Below are 18532 nucleotides of genomic sequence, written 5' to 3'. Positions count from 1 at the left end.
CCCGCCGGCGTGTTCGTCCCGCTATGTGGTCATTCCGGGGAAAAACGGGGCGACACACGCAAGTCGAACAAATGTTCGATTTGCGTGGTATGGTGAGGGTCCGTTCCGATGGATGGGAGGTGAGGGCGATGGGCGATGATGCGGTGTCGTCGGCGCGTGGTCGCGTCTATCTCGCCATCGACCTGAAATCCTTCTACGCGTCCGTCGAATGCCATGCGCGCGGACTCGACCCGTTGACCACCCATCTGGTCGTGGCGGACGAAAGTCGCACCGACAAGACCATCTGTCTGGCCGTCTCGCCGTCGCTCAAGGCGTACGGCATCCCGGGCAGGGACCGGCTGTTCGCCGTGAAGGAGCGCCTCTCCCGGGTGAACGCCGAACGTCTGCTGCACGCCCCCGGGAGACGGTTCGCCGGCTCGTCGTGGGATGCGGGCGAGCTTGCCCGCTCGCCCGGCCTCGAGGCCACGATGATCGTCGCCATGCCCCGCATGGCCGAATACCTCAAGGTCAGCGCCGACATCTATTCGATTTATCTTGAATACGCCTCGGCGCAGGACATCCACGTCTACTCGATCGACGAGGTGTTCATCGACGCCACCCCGTACCTGAGGTCGTCCGGCCTCACGCCGCACGGCATGGCGCGGGCCATCGTGGCCGAGATCCTCGCCAGGACCGGCATCACCGCCACCGCCGGCATCGGCACCAACCTGTATCTCGCGAAGGTCGCGATGGACATCGTCGCCAAGCACATGCCCGCGGACGCCGACGGCGTGCGCGTCGCCGAACTCGACGAGACGTCGTACCGGCGGCTGCTGTGGGATCATCGTCCACTCACCGACTTCTGGCGGGTCGGCCGCGGTTATGCGAGAAGACTCGAGAAGGCCGGTCTGCCCACCATGGGAAGCGTCGCCCGCTGCTCCGTGGGGCGCGCCTCCGACTACTACAACGAAGAACTGCTCTACCGCATGTTCGGCGTCAACGCCGAGCTGCTCATCGACCACGCCTGGGGTTGGGAGCCGTGCACCATCGCCGACATCAAGGCCTATGAGCCGGAATCCCACAGCTCCAGCGTGGGCCAGGTGCTCACCGGGCCCACCGACCACGCCACCGCACGTCTCATCGTCAAGGAGATGGCCGATTCCCTCGCCCTCGACCTGACCGGCAAAGGCGTGCGCACGAACCGCATCGCGCTCGCCGTCGGCTATGATTCCGGTGCCGTCGACCCCGCGCGTCTCGACTCATGCGTCGACGAATCGGTTCGGTCCATCGCACGTCGCGCGGCGAAGGACTACCGCGGTCCCGTGTCCGTGGACCATTACGGACGTCGTGTGCCGAAGCCTGCCGCCGGCGCGGCCGGACTGGGGGAGTACACCGCCTCGGCCGAATTGATCCGCAAGGCCATGGCCGCGTTGTTCGACCGCATCGCCGACCCGGCGCTGTTGGTGCGTCGTCTCTCCGTCGTCGCCGAGAATCTGACCTCGCCGGCCGACCTCGCCGCGGGCAAACGCTACGATCAGCCCGATCTGTTCGACGTCGGCGAGACGGAACGTGACGGAACGGACGTGCCGGACGGGAAAGGACCGGGCGGGCGCGGGGGAACGGTCGCCGATGGAACCTCCCTCTCTTCGGGCGCGGACAGGGGCGACAGCGTGCAGCGGGCGATGCTCGCCATCAAACGCCGCTACGGACGCAACGCTGTCGTCAAGGCGATGGACATGGAGCCGGGCGCCACCGGCATCGCCCGCAACAACCAGATCGGAGGACATCGCGCATGACACTGCACGAGACCCACCGTTATGACGACATCATCGACCTGCCGCACCATGTCTCCCGGCGACATCCGCCGATGTCCAGACGCAACCGCGCCGCCCAGTTCATGCCGTTCGCGGCGCTGGCCGGCTATGAGGCGCTCATCGCCGAGACGGCGCGGAACGTCGAGGCGGGCATCGCCAAGGACGAGGCCCAAGGGGACAGTGATTTCGGGGCGTGATCGTGCCGGCGTCCGCCGACCTCCTATGCCTCGGCCCTATGCTTCGGCCTTGGGGATGGGGTACGCTTCGCGCACGAGCTGCGAGAACGATTCGCTGGCGAGCCCGAGGAACGCTCCGGTGATCAGCTCCAGCGTGAAGCCGGCAGGCAACTCGCTGTCGTCGGCCAGGCTGGTCATCAGCGTGCCGAATTTATCGGGCTCGTTGTTCCGGATCGTCGACATCTCATGCAGCGTCATGAGCTTGGCGAGCAGTTCCGCGAAGCGCGGCGAGGAGAGGAACCGGTTCAACGTGTCCACGCGATAGCGCTGCATGACGGGGTCGTCCGCCTCCTGGAAGACCCATCGGCGGACGGCATCCAGGGAGGTGCTGCGCAGGCCGGTGTAGGCGCACGCCCGGCTCATGTCGAAGGTGCGTTCGTCGGTCTCGCCGGTGAGATAGCCGACGTCCACGCCGAAGAAGTCGGCGATCATCGTCATGGTCTCGTACTTGGGGAATCCTATTTCGCCGGACGCCGTGCGGTTGCCGGTGTTCAGCCACCGGCTCACGTCCTTCTGGTGGTATCGGGTCAGATACTGGTTGTTGAGTTGGCTGACGAACGACAGCTGCGTCAGCCCATGTTCCTCCATGCACTGCTTCAATCGTTCGCGCCATATGGCGGCGCTGTGGCGTGGAATATCATCCATGATATAAAAACCTCTGATTCTCTGACTGATTTTATAACATATTACGTCATTGACAGAATATTTAGCCTCCTTCACGATGGAAACAATAACGAAGTGAAGGGGCGCCATTCTCAGCAGACAACTGAGGCATCGCCGCCCGCTCTCCCATAGCGTCAGGAGGATGGGCGTGGATACACGAAAGGGACGACGGTTCACGCGACTGGCGGCCACCATCCTCCATGGACTCAAGGCGGTCGACGACGCCGCCCGCGACATGGGTGAACCCCACGGACATGACGCGCGGTGGGACGCCCGGGACGCCGGTCACGCCCATGACAATACCGGTCCGATGGGGGACGACGCCGCTGCGGCGTCCGCCGACCGGACAAGACAGGAAGAGACATCATGCCGACATTGAAGGCGAACCCCGGCGAACGGGAGATCATGGCCGCAGACGCGTTCATCGACGGCAAATCGGCGCAGGTGCTGCTCACGGACCGGAACCTGACCTGCGGCATCCTGTCCTTCTTCGAAACCAATTTCAAAGAGATCCGCACCTATCCGGTCAATCGGATCGCAGTGGTGGACGACAACGCCCAAGTCCGCATCAACGCCGACGGAGCGGTGGAGGTCACCACCGACCAAGGGCGTGTCGTCATCGGATTGAAATCGAGACGTGACGCCAAACGGCTCTCCGAATACCTGCGCTTGCTGGCCACCGGAAAGGACGTCGACACCTCCACGGATGACGGGGGGCTCCTCGCCGGCATGGCAGAAGCTCTCGGCGGCACGCTGAAGGACACCGTCGGTTCGTTCACCAAGGAGCTCGGCCTGGAACGACGGCAACGCACCACGGCGCAATGCGACGGTTGCGGTGCGACGCTCACAGGCGCAGCAGGGGACACCGTGCAGTGCCCGTACTGCGACACACCACGCCAACTGTGACCGGCGGCGAATAGAAAGGCAGCATCATGGCGTTGATTCAGGCATTCGCTGGAGCGCTCGGCGGCACGTTCGCCGACATGTGGAAGGACATCATCACCGTCGGCCCGTTCGACGAGCATACGGTGGTGATGCCGGGCGTGCTTCGGCAGACCAATCGCGGTCGCGGTTCCAACACGCGCGGATCCGAAGGCGTGATCTCCAACGGCTCCAAGATCTACGTGCCGGTGGGAACGGCCGCGTTCATCTACGACCAAAGCGGCATCGAATCGGTCATCACCCAAGCCGGCGGCTACGAGTACCAGAACGGCGAAAGCACCATCTTCAACGGCGACGGCATCGGCAAATCGGTGTTCGACGCCATCGGTGACCGTTTCGCGTTCGGCGGCCAGCCATCCGTCAACAAGCGTGTCGCCTTCATCAACCTGCGCGAGATCCGCGGCGTCAAATTCGGCACCCCGGCGCCGCTCGTCTATCATGACCGCTTCTACGGCACCGATTTGGAGATCCGCGCACGCGGCGTCATGTCCCTGCAGGTGACCGATCCGGTCAGGTTCGTGTGCAACTTCGTACCCGCCAACGTCGATTGCTATACGTTCGACAATCCGCGGGCGCGCTCGCAGGTGCTCTCCGAATTCCTGCAGTCGTTCATGGTCGCGGTCAATGCGCTGTCCGAACGGTACCGCATCTCCCAGCTGCCGGCACAATCCAACGAGATCGCGAAGAGCGTCGCCGCCGACAGAGGCAACGCCGGCACGTGGCCCGGGCGGTTCGGCTTCGCCCTCGCGGGCATCGGCATCGAAAGCATCGAATTCACTCCCGAATCGCGCGAGCTGGTCAAGCGTTACTCGCAGCAGCACATGGATATGAAGGCGTATGAGGACATCTCCATGCAGGCCGGCAACATGGCGGCCCAGCAGAAGATCGCGCAGGGCATCCAGAACCATGGGCTCGGCGACATGGGCGGCATGGTCTTCGGCATGAACATGGCCCAGGGTCTCGGTCCGGCGGCCCAGATGCCGGGGGCTCCGGGCGCAGGCACCTGGCCCGGCCAGCAGGCCGCAGCGCCTGCGGAATCCGCGGCGCCGGCCTCCGCCGCAACGCCTGCACGGCCGGCCGCGCCGACCATGTCACTTGAGGAGCAATTAGACGCAGTGAAGAAACTCAAGGAACTGCTGGACGCCGGCATCCTCTCCCAAGAGGAATTCGACGTGAAGAAGAAGCAGATCCTCGGTCTGTGAATTCTCCGGGCGCGTGCGCATCACGGTAGGCTGACGGGCAGCCCAGCGGCCCGGAACGCCCTCCGGTAGACCGCGGTCAGCCGTGCAAGGTTCATCGAGGCGTTCGCCGGGCTCGTCGACGGCAGCGGCGTCATCGGCACGTCGAACCCGTCCGTCGCCAGTCCCGGCGCGATGAGACGGCGGTACAGCTGCGCCGCCTTCATGCCCGTCGTGAGCACGTGCGTGATGGACGCGTTTGCCAACAACGGCTTGATGTCGTTCGGCACCGCGTTGCGGATGCTCGCGTCGGACGCCCTGATGATGTCGCACGAGGCGATGACGTCCCACAATGCCACATGATGCCGCAACGCGAACGTACGCCGTGATTCCGCCGTGTCCCCGACGCGGTCTCCCGGATCGGACGGATCGGCGAACACCGCCTCCATCACCGGCCAGAACCGGTTGCGCGGGTGCATGTAGTAGAACGACGCCTCGCGCGACTTCGGGCTCGGCATCGATCCCAGCACCAGCACACGCGACTTCGCGTCCCACACCGGTCCGAACCCATGCTCGACATGCGTCAGACGCCCGTCGTTCTCCATCCGTCTCCACGCCCCCGTTCCCGTCCGTCGACGCTCGGTATCCCCGTCATGCCCCTCATCCTAGCCGCGCTCCGAATCCGGCCCCGGAACCCCGCCGCCGTCGAGCCGGGTCGGCGCCGGATACGCCTCGCGCACGAGCCGGGAGAAGGATTCGCTGGCCATGCCGTAGAACGCGCCGACGATGAGCTCCAGCGTGAAGCCGACCGGCAGCTCGCTGTCGGCGGCCAGCGAGTCCATGAGCATGCCGAACTTGCCGGGGTCCTCGTTCCATATCGTCGACATCTCGTGCAGGGTCGTTAGCTTCGAGGCGAGTTCGGTGAATTCCCGGGATGAGAGGAACCGGTCCAAGGTGTCCGCGCGGTATCGACGCACCGTGCCGCCGTCGCTGTCGCTCGTCCCGCCGATCCAATGCCGGACCGCCTCGACCGACGCGGCGTCGAGTCCGACGTAGTCGCACACCCGATCCAGGGTGAAGGTCCTCCGGTCGGTCTCGCCGGTGAGGTATCCCACGTCCACGTCGAAGAAATCGGCGATCATCGCCATCGTCTCGTATTTGGGGAACCCGATCTCGCCCGACGACGTGCGGTTGCCGGTGTTGAGCCACCGGCTCACGTCCTTCTGATGGTAACGGGTGAGGTACTGGCGGTTGAGCTCGCCGACGAAGGCGAGCTGGGTGAGCCCCCGTTCCTCCATGCACGACTTCAGTCGTCGGCGCCATGTGGCCGCGCGATGTCGGGTTATATCATCCAAGGTATTTTACTTCCTGATAAATGAACATTTTTATAACATCGTACGTCATTGACAGCATATTTCCGCTGTTTCATGCTGAAAGTGACGAATAACGGCCGGTCCGGAATCCGAGGGGACACCCGATGGGACGACGGAACGGCCGCGCCCGTGGACGGCCAAGGGACGAAGCTCGCGAAAAAAACACGCCCTGCAACGACGGGTCTGCCGGCCGCACGGTTCCAATCCCGGAATCGCGCGCGGAAGCCGGAGGATACACGTCGGAAAGGGAATGAATGACGCATCATGTTCGCGCAATTGGCAACGACCATACTACGGGGACTCAGGGCGGTCGACGACGCCGCCCGCGACCTCGCACGGCAACGGGAGGGCGACGGGAACACCGACGCAGACGGTCCGGCCAATCCCACCGGCCCGCCCGAGAGGGCCTCCCATACGGAACATGGGGGGAGTGGAGAGGACCGCGGCCCCGGAGCCGCGAGCATCGGCGGACGCGGAGCCACTCGCATCGACACAACGGAAAGGAACATCACGATGAACACATTGGCATCACGCATCCGCGCCTGCGGACGGACGGTCGCCGTCGCGACGGTGTGCCTCGCGATGACCATCGGGCTAGCCGCCTGCTCGTCCTCCGCCCAGACGAAGGACGAGGGCCCGGACTACGCCGACGACGAGGCGATGAGCATCATCGCCGAGGGCTTCCAGAAGCGGTCCGACGTCATCGAGCAGTACGAGCAGAAGAACGAGGACGACTCCAGCGAGTACGTCAAGGCCGCCGTCCAGGCGGAGATCGACACCGACAAGGGGTTGAAGTCACGGCAGTTCAAGGACTCCAAACTGCAGGAGAACGTGATCGCCTACCTCAACCTTCTGGACGACTCGATGGACGTCGTGAAGAACAACTCGTACATGAGCGCCGACTATACGGAACAGTGGACGAAGGTCTACGACAAGCGTTCCGCGCTGCTCAAGACCTTCGTCGACGACTACGGCCTGAAGGTGGACGAGAAATATCAGGAATCGCTGAACGACATCGTCGCCAACGGCTCGTCCGTGCAGAAGAAGACCGAGACGGAGGACGCGCTCAACAACCTGATCTCCTCGACCACCTTCGAGAAGACCGATGACGGATACGGCATGTACACCTATTCGGCGGTCATCGAGAACACGACCGGCATCGACTTCGGCAGCGTGACCCTGCTGGTCGCCCTCTACGGCGCCGATGGCGTGAAGGTCGAGGAGACGTACGCCTCGACGTCCAGCTGGCCCAAGGGCGAGAAGGTCAAATTCGAGGCGATGAGCACCAACGACGCCGCACAGGTCAAGGTATCCGTCAGCGACTACGAGGTCGAGGACTGACGTCCCCAAGTCCATCGACCGACCCACGGTCCGTGGCCGTCCCGCCCCGCGATGGGGGACGGCCACGGACGGCATAAAAACAATGGAAACGAAAACCCATACCCGCGATTACGAGACGTATCTACGTAATCGCGGGTATCTGTAATCATGGAGGATTATGACCGAACAGCAGAAAATCGATGAGAAGAACCCACTGGACTACGTACGCAGAACCAAAAAGCGCGGATGGTGGAACTGGAAGATTAAGGCCGTCATCTACGCGATGCTGGCGGTAGTGCTGGTCGCCGTCGGTGGTGTGACCACCTACAAGATCTTCGTGCCGAAGGAGGCATCGATCACCAACGACGTCGTCCATCGGCAGCTGGAGGAGGTCCAGGATCTCACCACGATGGTGGAGCGCGACTACGGGTTCGTCACCTACAAGGACGGCAATACGGTCTTCACCACGAAGCAGTTCACGATGTTCTACATCTATGAGGCACGCGCCGGCTTCGACCTGTCCAAGGCGAAGATCGAGGTCAAGGACAAGACGGTCGACGTGACGCTTCCCGCTCCCACGGTCCAATCGATCTCCATCGACTCCGATAAGCTGCGTTTCTTCGACAAGTCGTCGACGCCGTTGAATCAGATGGATGCCGAGGACACCAAGAAGGCGTTGGACGTGGCGAAGAAGCAGTGCGAGAAGGATCTGGACCGGTCGGAGCTGCTGAAATCGGCCAACGAGCACGGCAAGGAGGTCGTCAGGAAGCTGCTGTTCGGAGCGTTGTCCGAAACGGACGGCTACACGGTGAACGTGACCACCATCGAGCCGAAGTCGTGACGATCCCAGTCGCATGAGGGAGAGGCCTAGAGCCTCTCCCTTTTTTCGTATCCGCCGGTTCCCGATTCCCGGCGTCCCGGAATCGGGAACCGGAACCGCGCATCACCGAACGTCGATGATTCCTCGCAGCGGCGGAATACCGGGGAACCCGGTGTCCATGTGAACAGGGCGCCGGTTCCCGATTCCGATCGGACGAAAACGGGGAACCGGACCGGCCTGAACATACGACAAAAGGGAGACCCGAAGGTCTCCCTTTTGTCCATACGGACGCTAGATCATCACGCGGCGAAGTACTCGACGCCGGCCTCGAACAGCGGCTGGTACTTGTCGCCCGGGACGTTCACGTACAGACCGTTGCCGGAACGCTCCGAATGACCCATCTTGCCGAACACGCGGCCGTCCGGGCTGGTGATGCCCTCGACGGCGAGCATCGAACCGTTCGGGTTCACCGCGAGATCCATGCCCGGCACGCCGGACTCGTCCACGTACTGCGTGGCGATCTGGCCGTTGGCCTTGAGCTGCGCCAACACCTCGTCGGAGGCCACGAAGCGGCCCTCGCCGTGGGAGATGGCGACCGTGTGCACGTCGCCCACGGAGGTCTTCGCGAGCCACGGGGACAGGTCCGACGCCACGCGCGTGCGCACGAGGCGGCTCTGGTGGCGGCCGATCGTGTTGAACGTCAGCGTCGGGCATTCGGCGGTCATGTCGACGATGTCGCCGAACGGCACCAGACCCAGCTTGATGAGCGCCTGGAAGCCGTTGCAGATGCCGAGCATCAGGCCATCGCGGTTCTTGAGCAGGTCGCGCACCGCCTCGGTGACGGCCGGGGCGCGGAAGAACGCGGTGATGAACTTGGCGGAGCCGTCCGGCTCGTCGCCGCCGGAGAAGCCGCCCGGAATCATCACGATCTGGCTCTTGTTGATCTCCTCGACCAGCTTGGCGGCGGACTCGGCCACGGCCTGGGGCGTCAGGTTGTTGACGACCAGCGTGTGCGCCTCGGCGCCGGCGCGTTCGAACGCGGCCGCGGAATCGTACTCGCAGTTGTTGCCCGGGAACACGGGGATGATGACGCGCGGCTTAGCCACGCCCGCACCCGCGTACACGGTCTTCTTCACACCGGCGGATTCGGCGTGGAAGTCGACGGTCTCGACGGTCTCGGTCTTCTCGGCGCCGTGGGAACGGTACGGGAACACGGACTCGATGCCGCCCTCCCACGCGTTCTGCAGCTCGGCGAGGTCGATGGTCTCGCCGCCCGCGACGAACTCGTACTCCGAGGAGGTCACACCGATCTCGCCCACCTCGACGAGGTTGGAGACGGCCGGGATCTTCTCGTTGTCCTTGAGCTCGACGATGAACGAGCCGTAGGCCGGCGCGAACAGGTCGTCGAGGGCGATGTCGTCGTTCAGGGTCAGTCCGATGCCGTTGCCGACGGTCATCTTGAACAGCGCCTCGGCGGTGCCGCCGTAGCCCGGAGTGGACACGGCCAGCGCGGTGCCGAAGTCGGTGAGTTCCTCGACCAGGCCGAACGCGTCGAGTAGCGCGTCCTTGTCCGGCGTGAGGCCATCGGCGAGGGTGCGCGGCGCGATGCGCACGACGCGGTGGCCGGCGCCCTTGAACTCGGGGGAGGTGGCGCGCTTCATGCTGCCCACGGCGACGGCGAAGGAGATTAGCGTCGGCGGCACGTCAAGCGCCTCGAACGAGCCGGACATCGAATCCTTGCCGCCGATGGCGCCGGCGCCGAGGTCGATCTGCGCCATCAGCGCGCCCAGCACGGCGGCCGTCGGCTTGCCCCAGCGTTCCGGCTCGTCGCGCAGCTTCTCGAAGTACTCCTGGAAGCTCAGATACGCCTTCTCGTGCTCGAAGCCCGCCGCGACCAGCTTGGCCAGCGATTCGACGACGGACAGGTAGGCACCGGTGAACTGGTTCTTCTCCATGATGTACGGGTTGAAGCCCCAAGCCATCGCGGAGGCGGTGGTGGTCTCGCCGAACACCGGGAACTTGGCGACCATCGCCTCGTTCGGGGTGAGCTGCTTGACGCCGCCGAACGGCATGAGGACGGTGCCCGCGCCGATCGTGGAGTCGAAGCGCTCGGACAGGCCCTTGTTGGAGGCCACGTTGAGGTCGGTGACGAGGGCGTGCATGCGGTCGGAGAGGGAGCCGGAACGCCATGCGGCCGGCGTCTCGTACGCCTGCTGCGCCTCGACGTGCACGGCCTGGTGCTTCGGGGCGCCGTTGGAGGCGAGGAACTCGCGCGAGAGGTTCACGATCTCGTCGCCGTTCCAGGTCATCACCATGCGCGGGTCCTCGGTCACGGTGGCGATCACCGTCGCCTCGAGGTTCTCCTCGCGTGCGTAGCTCAGGAACTCGTCGACGTCCTCGGCCGCGACATCCACGGCCATGCGCTCCTGCGATTCGGAGATCGCCAGTTCGGTGCCGTCGAGGCCCTCGTACTTCTTCGGCACGGTGTCGAGGTTCACGTACAGGCCGTCGGCCAGCTCGCCGACCGCCACGGACACGCCGCCGGCGCCGAAGTCGTTGCAGCGCTTGATGAGACGGCAGGCGTCACCGCGGCGGAACAGGCGCTGCAGTTTGCGTTCGACCGGCGCGTTGCCCTTCTGCACCTCGGCGCCGTCGAGTTCGAGCGATTCGACGTTGTGCGCCTTTGAGGCGCCGGTCGCGCCGCCGATGCCGTCGCGGCCGGTGCGACCGCCCAGGAGGATGACCTTGTCGCCGGGAGCGGGGGTCTCGCGGCGTACGTGGTCCGCCGGAGTGGCGGCCACGACCGCGCCCACCTCCATGCGCTTGGCCACGTATCCGGGGTGGTAGATCTCGTTGACCTGACCGGTGGCGAGACCGATCTGGTTGCCGTAGGAGGAGTATCCGGCGGCGGCGGTCGTCACGAGCTTGCGCTGGGGGAGCTTGCCCTCAAGCGTTTCGGAGACCGGCACGGTCGGGTCGGCGGCACCGGTCACGCGCATCGCCTGGTACACGTAGGAACGGCCGGACAGAGGGTCGCGGATGCAGCCGCCGATGCAGGTGGCCGCGCCGCCGAACGGCTCGATCTCGGTGGGGTGGTTGTGCGTCTCGTTCTTGAACAGGAACAGCCAGTCCTCGTCATGGCCGTTGACGTCCACCTTCACCTTGACGGTGCAGGCGTTGATCTCCTCGCTCTCGTCGAGGCCGGTGAGGATGCCGTTCTTCTTGAGCCACTTCGCGCCGATCGTGCCCATGTCCATCAGGCACAGGGGCTTCTCTTCGCGACCGAGCTCGCGGCGCAGCTCCAGATAGCGTTCGAACGCGGCCTTGACCACGTCGTCGTCGATGGCGACGTCGGTCAGGATCGTGCCGAACGTCGTGTGACGGCAGTGGTCGGACCAGTAGGTGTCGATCACCTTGATCTCGGTGATCGTGGGTTCGCGTCCGGCTTCGGAGAAGTACTTCTGGCAGAACTCGAGGTCGGCGAGGTCCATGGCGAGGCCGCGCTCGTCGATGAACCGCTGGCCGGTCTCGGCGTCCATCTCGTTGAATCCGGCGATGACTTCGACCTTGCCGGGGGTCGGCACGGCGGTCTTCAGCGTCTTCTTCGTCTCGAGCGACGCCTCACGCGCCTCGACCGGGTTGATGACGTAATGCTTGATCGCCTTGACGTCCGCGTCCGTCAGATCGCCTTCGAGGGCGTACAGCTTGGCGGAGCGGACGACCGGACGCTCGCCCTGCGAGATGAGCTGGATGCATTCGGCGGCGGAGTCGGCGCGCTGGTCGAACTGGCCGGGCAGGAATTCGGTGGCGAACACGGACGCCTCGCCGAACTCCGGCAGGTCGGCGTACACGTCGTCCACCTGCGGCTCGCTGAAGACGGTCGGCGTGGCCTTGTCGAACAGGGCCTTGTCGATGCCTTCGACGTCATAACGGTTGACGATGCGGATGTGCTTCAGCCCCGTGATGCCGAGGATGGTTTTGAGCTCGGTGCCGAGCTGCTGGGCCTCGACGTCGAAGCCGGGCTTCTTCTCCACGTACACGCGGAAAACCATAGGGGATCCTTTCCTTGGTGGAAGTCGTCTTGGAAGTCTTATGCGGGAAAACGAGCTGGCTCCCCTCATGAAGTCATGAAAGGGGAGCCAGCGGAAGAATCATTCGGCGCGTTCGATGCCTTCGGCCTCGGCCAGCTTGACCAGACGGCCGTAGATCTCCTCGTACGCGGGGATGATGTTGCCCAGATCGCGGCGGAACAGGTCCTTGTCGAGGTGCTCGATCTTGCCGGACTTGTCCTTGAGGTCCCACAGACGGCAGGTGTCCGGGGTGATCTCGTCGGCGAGCAGGATGGTGCCGTCGGAGGTCTTGCCCTCCTCGATCTTGAAGTCCACGAGCTGCACGTCGATCTTGGAGAAGATGTCCTTGAGCCCCTCGTTGACGGCGCGGGCGATGCGGGAGATCTCCGCGAGCTCCTCTTCGGTCGCGAGACCGAGGGCCACGATGCCGTCGTCGTTGATGAACGGGTCGCCCAGATCATCGGACTTGAGGCAGAACTCGAGAATCGGCTTCTTGAGGGGCGTGCCCTCCTCGACGCCATAGCGCTTGGCGAAGGAGCCGGCCGCGGTGTTGCGCATGATGATCTCGAGCGGGTACATGTCCATCTTCTTCACCAGCTGCTCGGTGTCGGACAGACGCTTGATGAAGTGGCTGTCCACGCCGCGGGCCTTGAGCAGGTCGAAGATGACGGAGGTGATGTGGTTGTTCAGGTTGGCCTTGCCTTCGATCTGGGCCTTCTTCGCGCCGTTGCCGGCGGTCGCCTGATTCATGTATTCGACCCACAGCACGTCGGGGTCGTCGGTTGCGTACATCTTCTTGGCCTTGCCCTTGTAGAGCATTTCCAGTTTCTCCATTACTCGCCTTTCAGGAGTGGAATATCTGGGTGAACTAACGGTAAAAGGGTACCAATCGCCGGGGATAACGACGCCGCCGTGCAGCGCATCGTTTCCGTGGGACTCACCGCACCTCGATGTCGAGCGCATCGGCCACGCGGGCCGCCTTGACGCGGGCCTCGTCCGCGGAGCCTCCGATAGCCAGCGCGACCGCCATGCGGCGATGGCCGTGCACCTCCGGCTTGGCGAAGACACGCAGGTCGGTGCCCGCCTCGGCCAGCGCTCCGGAAAGATTCGAGAACTCCGCCTCGCCGTCGCCGGCGACCACGATCGCATGGCTCGCCGCCACGGAGCCGGCGGGCATCGACAGCGCCACATGCCCCTCCGTGATCGGCAGACCGAGAATCGCGCGCGCGTGCAGCGCGAACTCGCTGAGCCGTTGCGAGGCCATCGTCACCATGCCCGTGTCATGCGGACGCGGGGACACCTCGTTGAACAGCACCGATCCGTCGGTCAGTACGAACAGCTCCACGCCGAACACGCCCCAGCCGGTCTCGCCGCTTGTCCTCGCCTTCGCGACCAGCCCCTCGACGGCCGCGCGCGCGATGCGGCCGGCCTCCGCCAGCACGGCGTCGGAAGCCGTCGCCGGCTGCCAGGATTCGCGGTAGTCTCCCGACTCCTGACGCTGCCCGATCGGCGCGCACGTCACGATGCCGGCCGACGACGAGACCGTCAGCACGGTCAGCTCGTAGTCGAGCGGCGCCAGCGCCTCGACGATCACACGAGACACGCCCCCCTCGCCGGCGGCGCGACGACCCTCCTGCGCCTCGGTCCACGCGGCGTCGATCGCATCGGCCGAACGCACCACCGACTGGCCGTGGCCGGACGAACTCATCACCGGCTTGACGACGCACGGATACCCCACCGTCGCGGCCCCCTCGCGCAGCTCCTCGAGCGAACCGGCGAAACGGTACGGCGTGGTCGGCAATCCCAACTCCTCATGCGCGATGACGCGCAGACGTTCGCGGTCCATGCAGATCGCCGCAATCTCGGCGCTCGGCACCACCTGAATGCCGCGGGCGGCCGCGTCGGCCAGCTCGGACGTGGCGATCGCCTCCACCTCCGGCACGACGATGTCGGGCCGCACCTCGTCGAACAGGGCACGCAGCTCGCCGGAGTCCGCCATGTCCAGCACGCGGGCCTCATGCGCGACCTGCTGGGCCGGCGCGCCCGCGTACGAATCGGCCGCGCACACCCACGCGCCGAGCCGCATGAGCTCGATCGTCACCTCCTTGCCGAGCTCGCCCGAACCGAGGAACAGCACGCGCGTCGGATGCGCGCCGAGCGGCGTGCCCAGCACGCGCCCGCGGCCATCGGCGGGGGAGAAGGAAGTGGACGGGGAATCAGAGGAAACGTTCACGCTATCGGTCATGCGACACATTGTCGCATCGCGCCGCGCCGCGCCACGCCGGCCCCTTCCCGCCATGGGACCCGCGGCACCGGTCGGAAGACGATTTCATCCGTCGGACGCGTCCTGATAACCCTCCATAAATACCGCGTATAGACACGCCGTGGCCGCGCGTGCCGCCGGGGCGTACGGTGGGTGTCACCGATCGATCGAAACAGACGATCGGGCCAACGTTCAAGGAACCCGCGGGGAGAGACAATGGGGAACGACAATCCGCCGCTCATCGGAAACCTGATTTCACGAAGGGCGGCGGGACTGCCACCGAACCCGTTCGCCGAAGCCGACGCCCGCGTCGCGGCGGCGGTCCGCGCCGGCCGGCGCATCATCGACCTGTCCAAAGGCAATCCGGACGGTGTTCCTCCCTCGTTCATGCAGGACGCGCTCGCCCACGCCGCGCACGACCCCTCCTTCTTCCGTTACCCGCCGTTCGACGGCGTCCCCGAATACCTCGCCGCGATACGCGACTGGTACGCGGAACGCTACGACGTGACGCTCGCTGCGCGTACGCAGCTGCTTGCCGTCGCCGGCGCGTCCGTCGGCATCTCCACCGTCATCGACGCGCTGATCGACGAAGACGACGTGGTCGTGGCCGTCGACCCGTACTACCCGCAGTACGAGGGTTCCACCGCCATCGCCAAAGGCCGTTTCGTGCCGATTCCCGCCGATCCGGCGCACGGGTTCCTGCCCGACCTCGACGCCGTCGATCCGGCCTTGTGGGACCGTGCGAAACTCCTGATCCTCAACTACCCGAACAACCCCACCGGCGCGGTCGCCACGCCGGAGTTCTACGGCAAGGCCGTCGCACTCGCCCATGCGCACCGCTTCGCAATCATGAACGATTTCGCGTACGCGGGCATCGAATTCGGCGGAGACCCCTCTCCCAGCATTCTCGAGACGCCCGGAGCCATGGATGTCGCCGTCGAGCTCGGCTCCCTGTCGAAGATGTTCATGGTGGCCGGCTGGCGTGGTGGATGGATCGCCGGCAACGCCGATATCCTCGCCGCCGCGAAGGCCGTGCACCGTCAGACCACCGTGCTCGCACCGAGCGTCGTCCAGCAGGCGGGCGCCGTCGCGCTGCAGAGCGACCTGCGCTCGGTCTCCCGGCTGGCCGTGACCTATGGCCATCGCGCGGAGGTGCTCGGCGAGGGACTGCGCGAGGCCGGACTGGACGTGACCGAGGTCCGGGGCGGCCTGTTCCTCTGGGCGCGGGTGCCCGAAGGACACGGCACGTCCGACGGATTCACGTCGTGGCTGCTGGAACATGCCGGTGTGGCCGTCATCCCCGGCTCCTGCTTCGGGCCGCATTCGGACGGCTACGTGCGGTTCAGCCTGCTGCGCCCCGAAGGCGATCTGTACGCCGCCGTGTCCCGCATCGCCGGGGCCCTGTCGTAGGCGACGTAGACTGGAGCAATGCGTGAACACGGAGATGAAGCAGAGCATGAGGAGAGCATCGACCGGCCGTTGACCATCGCGCTGGTGGTCGATACGGTCGGCAACCAGGGCAACGGCACCTCCAATTCGGCGTTGCAATGGGCCGCGGAACTGGAGCGTCAGGGACACCACGTACGGCTGGTCGGCATCGGCGCGCCGGAATTCCCGGCGCGCGTGAACAGGGTGCCGCTGGTCTCGTGGGTCGCCGCCAAGCAGCAGATGCAGTTCGCCGAACCGAGCGATACCCTGTTTCGCGCCGCATTCGACGGCGTCGACGTCGTGCACATCTACATGCCGTTCAAGTTCGGTCGCCGCGCCGCGAAGGTCGCCCGCCAGATGGGCATTCCGGTGACGGCGGGATTCCACCTCCAGCCGGAGAACGTGTTGTACTCCGCTGGGCCGCTGCGCTACATCCCCGGTATGGAGCGTTTCCTGTACTGGTTGTTCCGCCAGTGGCTCTACAAGCGTGTCGGCCACGTCCACACGCCCACCGAGATGACCGCGAGCCTGCTGCGCGAACACGGGTACAAGGGCGTAATGCATGTGATCTCCAACGGGTATTCGCCGCGGTTCACCGCGCGCAGACCGTTGGACCCGTCGGCGCCCGCGCATGTGCCGTTCCGTGTCGTCGCCTCCGGGCGACTCGCCCATGAGAAGGACCAGATCACGCTCATCAAGGCGATTTCGATGAGCCGGCACGCCAGCGACATCCAGCTCGTCATCGCCGGCACCGGGCCGTTGAAGCGGTACCTCACCTTCCGTGCGAACCGGCGTCTCAAGCGCAGAGCCGACATCGGGTTCCACCGCAACGCCGACATGCCCGCCCTGCTCAGGTCCTGCGACCTGTTCGTGCACTGCTCGATCGCGGACATCGAATCGGTGAGCGTCATCGAAGCGATGGCCTGCGGACTCGTCCCGGTGATCGCGGCATCGGAGCTGTCCGCGGCGAGCCAGTTCGCGCTGCTGGACGAATCACTGTTCCCCGTGCGGGATGCTGCGATCCTCGCCCGGCGCATCGACTGGTGGATCGATCATCCGGACGAGCTCGCGCGTTGGGGAGCCCGGTATGCGGAGCACACGTGCGAACACTATTCGGTGGAGGCGTCCGTCCACCGGTTCGTCGATATGGAGCGCGAGGCCATCGCCGACAGCTGATGCGGACCGACGCGGCCTTGCGCCGACCGACGCGTCACAGCAGCGCGATGAGCGCGTCCGTCTCCTCGTCCGTGGTGGACCAGCTGGTGCAGATGCGCATCACCGTGTGCGTGTCGTCGGCTTTCTCCATGAAGCCGAGACGTACGTGCGCCGACAGCCGGTCGATGGTTGGCTGGTCGAGCGTGACGAAGATCTGGTTGGTCGGCGCGTCGAACGTGAGCGTGTATCCCTTGTCGCGCAGCGCCTTGCGGATGCGGTCCGCCTGTTGGTTGGCGTTGCGTGCGATGTGGAAGTACAGGTCGTTGGTGAACAGCGTGTCGAACTGCACGCCGAGCAGGAACCCCTTGGCCAGGAGCGCCCCGTGCTGCTTGACGAGCGTGAGGAAGTGGCGTGGCGCCTTGCCGAATGCGCCGTGGTTCGTGAAGACCACCGCCTCGCCGAACATCGCACCGACCTTGGTGCCGCCGATGGTGAAGACGTCGGCGATGCGGGCGAGGTCGGGCAGCGTCATGTCGCATCCGGTGGAGGTCAGGCCGTATCCGAGGCGCGCGCCGTCGATGAAGAGCGGCATGTCGTATCGGTGTGCGACCTCGGCGAGACGCTCCAGCTCCGCCTTGGTGTACATCGTGCCGTATTCGGTGGAGATGGAGACGTATACGCAGCCGGGGAAGACCATGTGCTCATGGTTGGCGTCCGCGTAGAACGTGGCGCAATACTCATCGAGCTCGTCCGCGTCCATCCTGCCGTCGTGGTGGGGGAGCGTGAGGACCTTGTGCCCGGAGTATTCGATGGCACCGGCCTCATGCACGTTCGGGTGTCCTGATTCGACGGTGACCACGCCCGCGTATGGAGGGGTGACGGCATCGATGACGACCTGGTTGGCCTGCGTGCCGCCGACGAGGAACCAGACGTCGGCTTCCGGGACGCCGCACGCGGCACGGATCTTCGCCCTGGCGGACTCGCAGATTCCATCGGAGCCGTATCCGGGGTAGAGGCCGTCGTTGATGCGGGTGAGCGCGTCCAGAATCGCGGGGTGCGCGGCGCGCGAATAATCGTTTTCGAAGGAAAGCATGAGAACGAGTGTATGCCCCGGCCGGGGCCGCATGCGTACGACGCGCGGCGTGGCGTCATGCGCATGCGCGAGAGGGAAAGAAGGAAGAAGATGGCCCCGGAACTGAAGGGAAAAGTTCCGGGGCCATCGTATGGGGAAGGGATGGTACGTCGTTTCCATCTACCCGTGCGGCACGGTGCGGACCGCATTGCCCGGCGC

At 65.2% G+C, this 18532-nt stretch carries 15 protein-coding genes; 8 read left to right on the top strand and 7 right to left on the bottom strand.

The window, feature by feature from the left end; translation table 11 throughout:
* Positions 1-128 precede the first annotated feature (128 nt).
* Together JS531_RS03325 and JS531_RS03320 are read left to right on the top strand one after the other, a co-directional pair.
* Entirely contained in the window at positions 129-1775 is a 1647-nt protein-coding gene (locus tag JS531_RS03325) for a type VI secretion protein ImpB (RefSeq protein WP_240542009.1), read from the top strand.
* Complete coding sequence (locus tag JS531_RS03320; RefSeq protein ID WP_214312634.1) at positions 1772-1990, top strand: hypothetical protein; 219 nt, start codon at positions 1772-1774, stop codon at positions 1988-1990. The genes JS531_RS03325 and JS531_RS03320 overlap by 4 nt, the downstream gene beginning before the upstream one ends.
* Positions 1991-2026: 36 nt before the next feature.
* Here the strand turns inward: JS531_RS03320 and JS531_RS03315 are convergent, their stop codons facing one another.
* Positions 2027-2674 (bottom strand): XRE family transcriptional regulator, encoded by a 648-nt coding sequence (locus JS531_RS03315; protein ID WP_236034446.1) that lies wholly within the window; start codon positions 2672-2674, stop codon positions 2027-2029.
* A gap of 384 nt (positions 2675-3058) precedes the next feature.
* On the opposite strand from JS531_RS03315, the gene JS531_RS03310 reads away from it, so the two are divergent.
* A complete protein-coding gene (locus JS531_RS03310; RefSeq protein WP_214312632.1) occupies positions 3059-3598 on the top strand; it encodes a hypothetical protein in 540 nt (179 codons plus the stop codon).
* A 26-nt stretch (positions 3599-3624) separates the two neighbouring features.
* The gene (locus tag JS531_RS03305; protein WP_214312630.1) at positions 3625-4836 is read left to right on the top strand and encodes an SPFH domain-containing protein; all 1212 of its coding nucleotides are present in this window, start codon (positions 3625-3627) and stop codon (positions 4834-4836) included.
* Between the two features lie 20 nt (positions 4837-4856).
* On the opposite strand, the gene JS531_RS03300 is transcribed toward JS531_RS03305, so the two are convergent.
* On the bottom strand, positions 4857-5417 hold the full coding sequence (locus tag JS531_RS03300) for a DNA-deoxyinosine glycosylase (protein ID WP_214312628.1): 561 nt from the start codon (positions 5415-5417) through the stop codon (positions 4857-4859).
* A 60-nt stretch (positions 5418-5477) separates the two neighbouring features.
* Complete coding sequence (locus tag JS531_RS03295; protein ID WP_214312626.1) at positions 5478-6110, bottom strand: XRE family transcriptional regulator; 633 nt, start codon at positions 6108-6110, stop codon at positions 5478-5480.
* A 588-nt stretch (positions 6111-6698) separates the two neighbouring features.
* Between JS531_RS03295 and JS531_RS03290 the strand changes: the two genes are divergently transcribed.
* On the top strand, positions 6699-7526 hold the full coding sequence (locus JS531_RS03290) for an FxLYD domain-containing protein (protein ID WP_240542008.1): 828 nt from the start codon (positions 6699-6701) through the stop codon (positions 7524-7526).
* A 157-nt stretch (positions 7527-7683) separates the two neighbouring features.
* Positions 7684-8346 carry a DUF4230 domain-containing protein gene (locus tag JS531_RS03285; RefSeq protein WP_214312620.1) on the top strand — a complete coding sequence of 221 codons (663 nt, stop codon included), beginning with the start codon at positions 7684-7686 and terminating at the stop codon, positions 8344-8346.
* Between the two features lie 278 nt (positions 8347-8624).
* On the opposite strand, the gene JS531_RS03280 is transcribed toward JS531_RS03285, so the two are convergent.
* From JS531_RS03280 to purT, 3 genes are all read right to left on the bottom strand, one after another.
* Positions 8625-12377 carry a phosphoribosylformylglycinamidine synthase gene (locus JS531_RS03280; RefSeq protein ID WP_214312618.1) on the bottom strand — a complete coding sequence of 1251 codons (3753 nt, stop codon included), beginning with the start codon at positions 12375-12377 and terminating at the stop codon, positions 8625-8627.
* 99 nt (positions 12378-12476) lie between these two features.
* Positions 12477-13229, bottom strand: a complete 753-nt coding sequence (gene purC / locus JS531_RS03275) for a phosphoribosylaminoimidazolesuccinocarboxamide synthase (RefSeq protein WP_214312610.1) — start codon at positions 13227-13229, stop codon at positions 12477-12479.
* A gap of 103 nt (positions 13230-13332) precedes the next feature.
* Entirely contained in the window at positions 13333-14640 is a 1308-nt protein-coding gene (gene purT / locus JS531_RS03270) for a formate-dependent phosphoribosylglycinamide formyltransferase (RefSeq protein WP_214312608.1), read from the bottom strand.
* Positions 14641-14874: 234 nt separating this feature from the next.
* On the opposite strand from purT, the gene JS531_RS03265 reads away from it, so the two are divergent.
* Together JS531_RS03265 and JS531_RS03260 are read left to right on the top strand one after the other, a co-directional pair.
* Positions 14875-16068 carry an aminotransferase class I/II-fold pyridoxal phosphate-dependent enzyme gene (locus tag JS531_RS03265; protein WP_214312606.1) on the top strand — a complete coding sequence of 398 codons (1194 nt, stop codon included), beginning with the start codon at positions 14875-14877 and terminating at the stop codon, positions 16066-16068.
* Positions 16069-16086: 18 nt separating this feature from the next.
* Positions 16087-17262 (top strand): glycosyltransferase, encoded by a 1176-nt coding sequence (locus JS531_RS03260; protein WP_214312604.1) that lies wholly within the window; start codon positions 16087-16089, stop codon positions 17260-17262.
* 34 nt (positions 17263-17296) lie between these two features.
* Here the strand turns inward: JS531_RS03260 and JS531_RS03255 are convergent, their stop codons facing one another.
* Complete coding sequence (locus JS531_RS03255; RefSeq protein ID WP_214312602.1) at positions 17297-18334, bottom strand: aminotransferase class I/II-fold pyridoxal phosphate-dependent enzyme; 1038 nt, start codon at positions 18332-18334, stop codon at positions 17297-17299.
* Positions 18335-18532 lie beyond the last annotated feature (198 nt).

This window comes from Bifidobacterium sp. CP2 (assembly GCF_018555635.1).
Classification (GTDB): Bacteria; Actinomycetota; Actinomycetes; order Actinomycetales; family Bifidobacteriaceae; genus Bifidobacterium; species Bifidobacterium saguinibicoloris.
This window is presented reverse-complemented; position numbering and strand designations above follow the sequence as displayed.

Coding starts and splice junctions, on each gene's coding strand:
- JS531_RS03285 (WP_214312620.1), top strand. CDS start 7,684: ATGACCGAACAGCAGAAAATCGATGAGAAGAACCCACTGGACTACGTA.
- JS531_RS03260 (WP_214312604.1), top strand. CDS start 16,087: ATGCGTGAACACGGAGATGAAGCAGAGCATGAGGAGAGCATCGACCGG.
- JS531_RS03265 (WP_214312606.1), top strand. CDS start 14,875: ATGGGGAACGACAATCCGCCGCTCATCGGAAACCTGATTTCACGAAGG.
- purT (WP_214312608.1), bottom strand. CDS start 14,640: ATGACCGATAGCGTGAACGTTTCCTCTGATTCCCCGTCCACTTCCTTC.
- JS531_RS03310 (WP_214312632.1), top strand. CDS start 3,059: ATGCCGACATTGAAGGCGAACCCCGGCGAACGGGAGATCATGGCCGCA.
- JS531_RS03325 (WP_240542009.1), top strand. CDS start 129: ATGGGCGATGATGCGGTGTCGTCGGCGCGTGGTCGCGTCTATCTCGCC.
- JS531_RS03280 (WP_214312618.1), bottom strand. CDS start 12,377: ATGGTTTTCCGCGTGTACGTGGAGAAGAAGCCCGGCTTCGACGTCGAG.
- JS531_RS03290 (WP_240542008.1), top strand. CDS start 6,699: ATGAACACATTGGCATCACGCATCCGCGCCTGCGGACGGACGGTCGCC.
- JS531_RS03300 (WP_214312628.1), bottom strand. CDS start 5,417: ATGGAGAACGACGGGCGTCTGACGCATGTCGAGCATGGGTTCGGACCG.
- JS531_RS03295 (WP_214312626.1), bottom strand. CDS start 6,110: ATGGAGGAACGGGGGCTCACCCAGCTCGCCTTCGTCGGCGAGCTCAAC.
- JS531_RS03305 (WP_214312630.1), top strand. CDS start 3,625: ATGGCGTTGATTCAGGCATTCGCTGGAGCGCTCGGCGGCACGTTCGCC.
- purC (WP_214312610.1), bottom strand. CDS start 13,229: ATGGAGAAACTGGAAATGCTCTACAAGGGCAAGGCCAAGAAGATGTAC.
- JS531_RS03320 (WP_214312634.1), top strand. CDS start 1,772: ATGACACTGCACGAGACCCACCGTTATGACGACATCATCGACCTGCCG.
- JS531_RS03255 (WP_214312602.1), bottom strand. CDS start 18,334: ATGCTTTCCTTCGAAAACGATTATTCGCGCGCCGCGCACCCCGCGATT.
- JS531_RS03315 (WP_236034446.1), bottom strand. CDS start 2,674: ATGGATGATATTCCACGCCACAGCGCCGCCATATGGCGCGAACGATTG.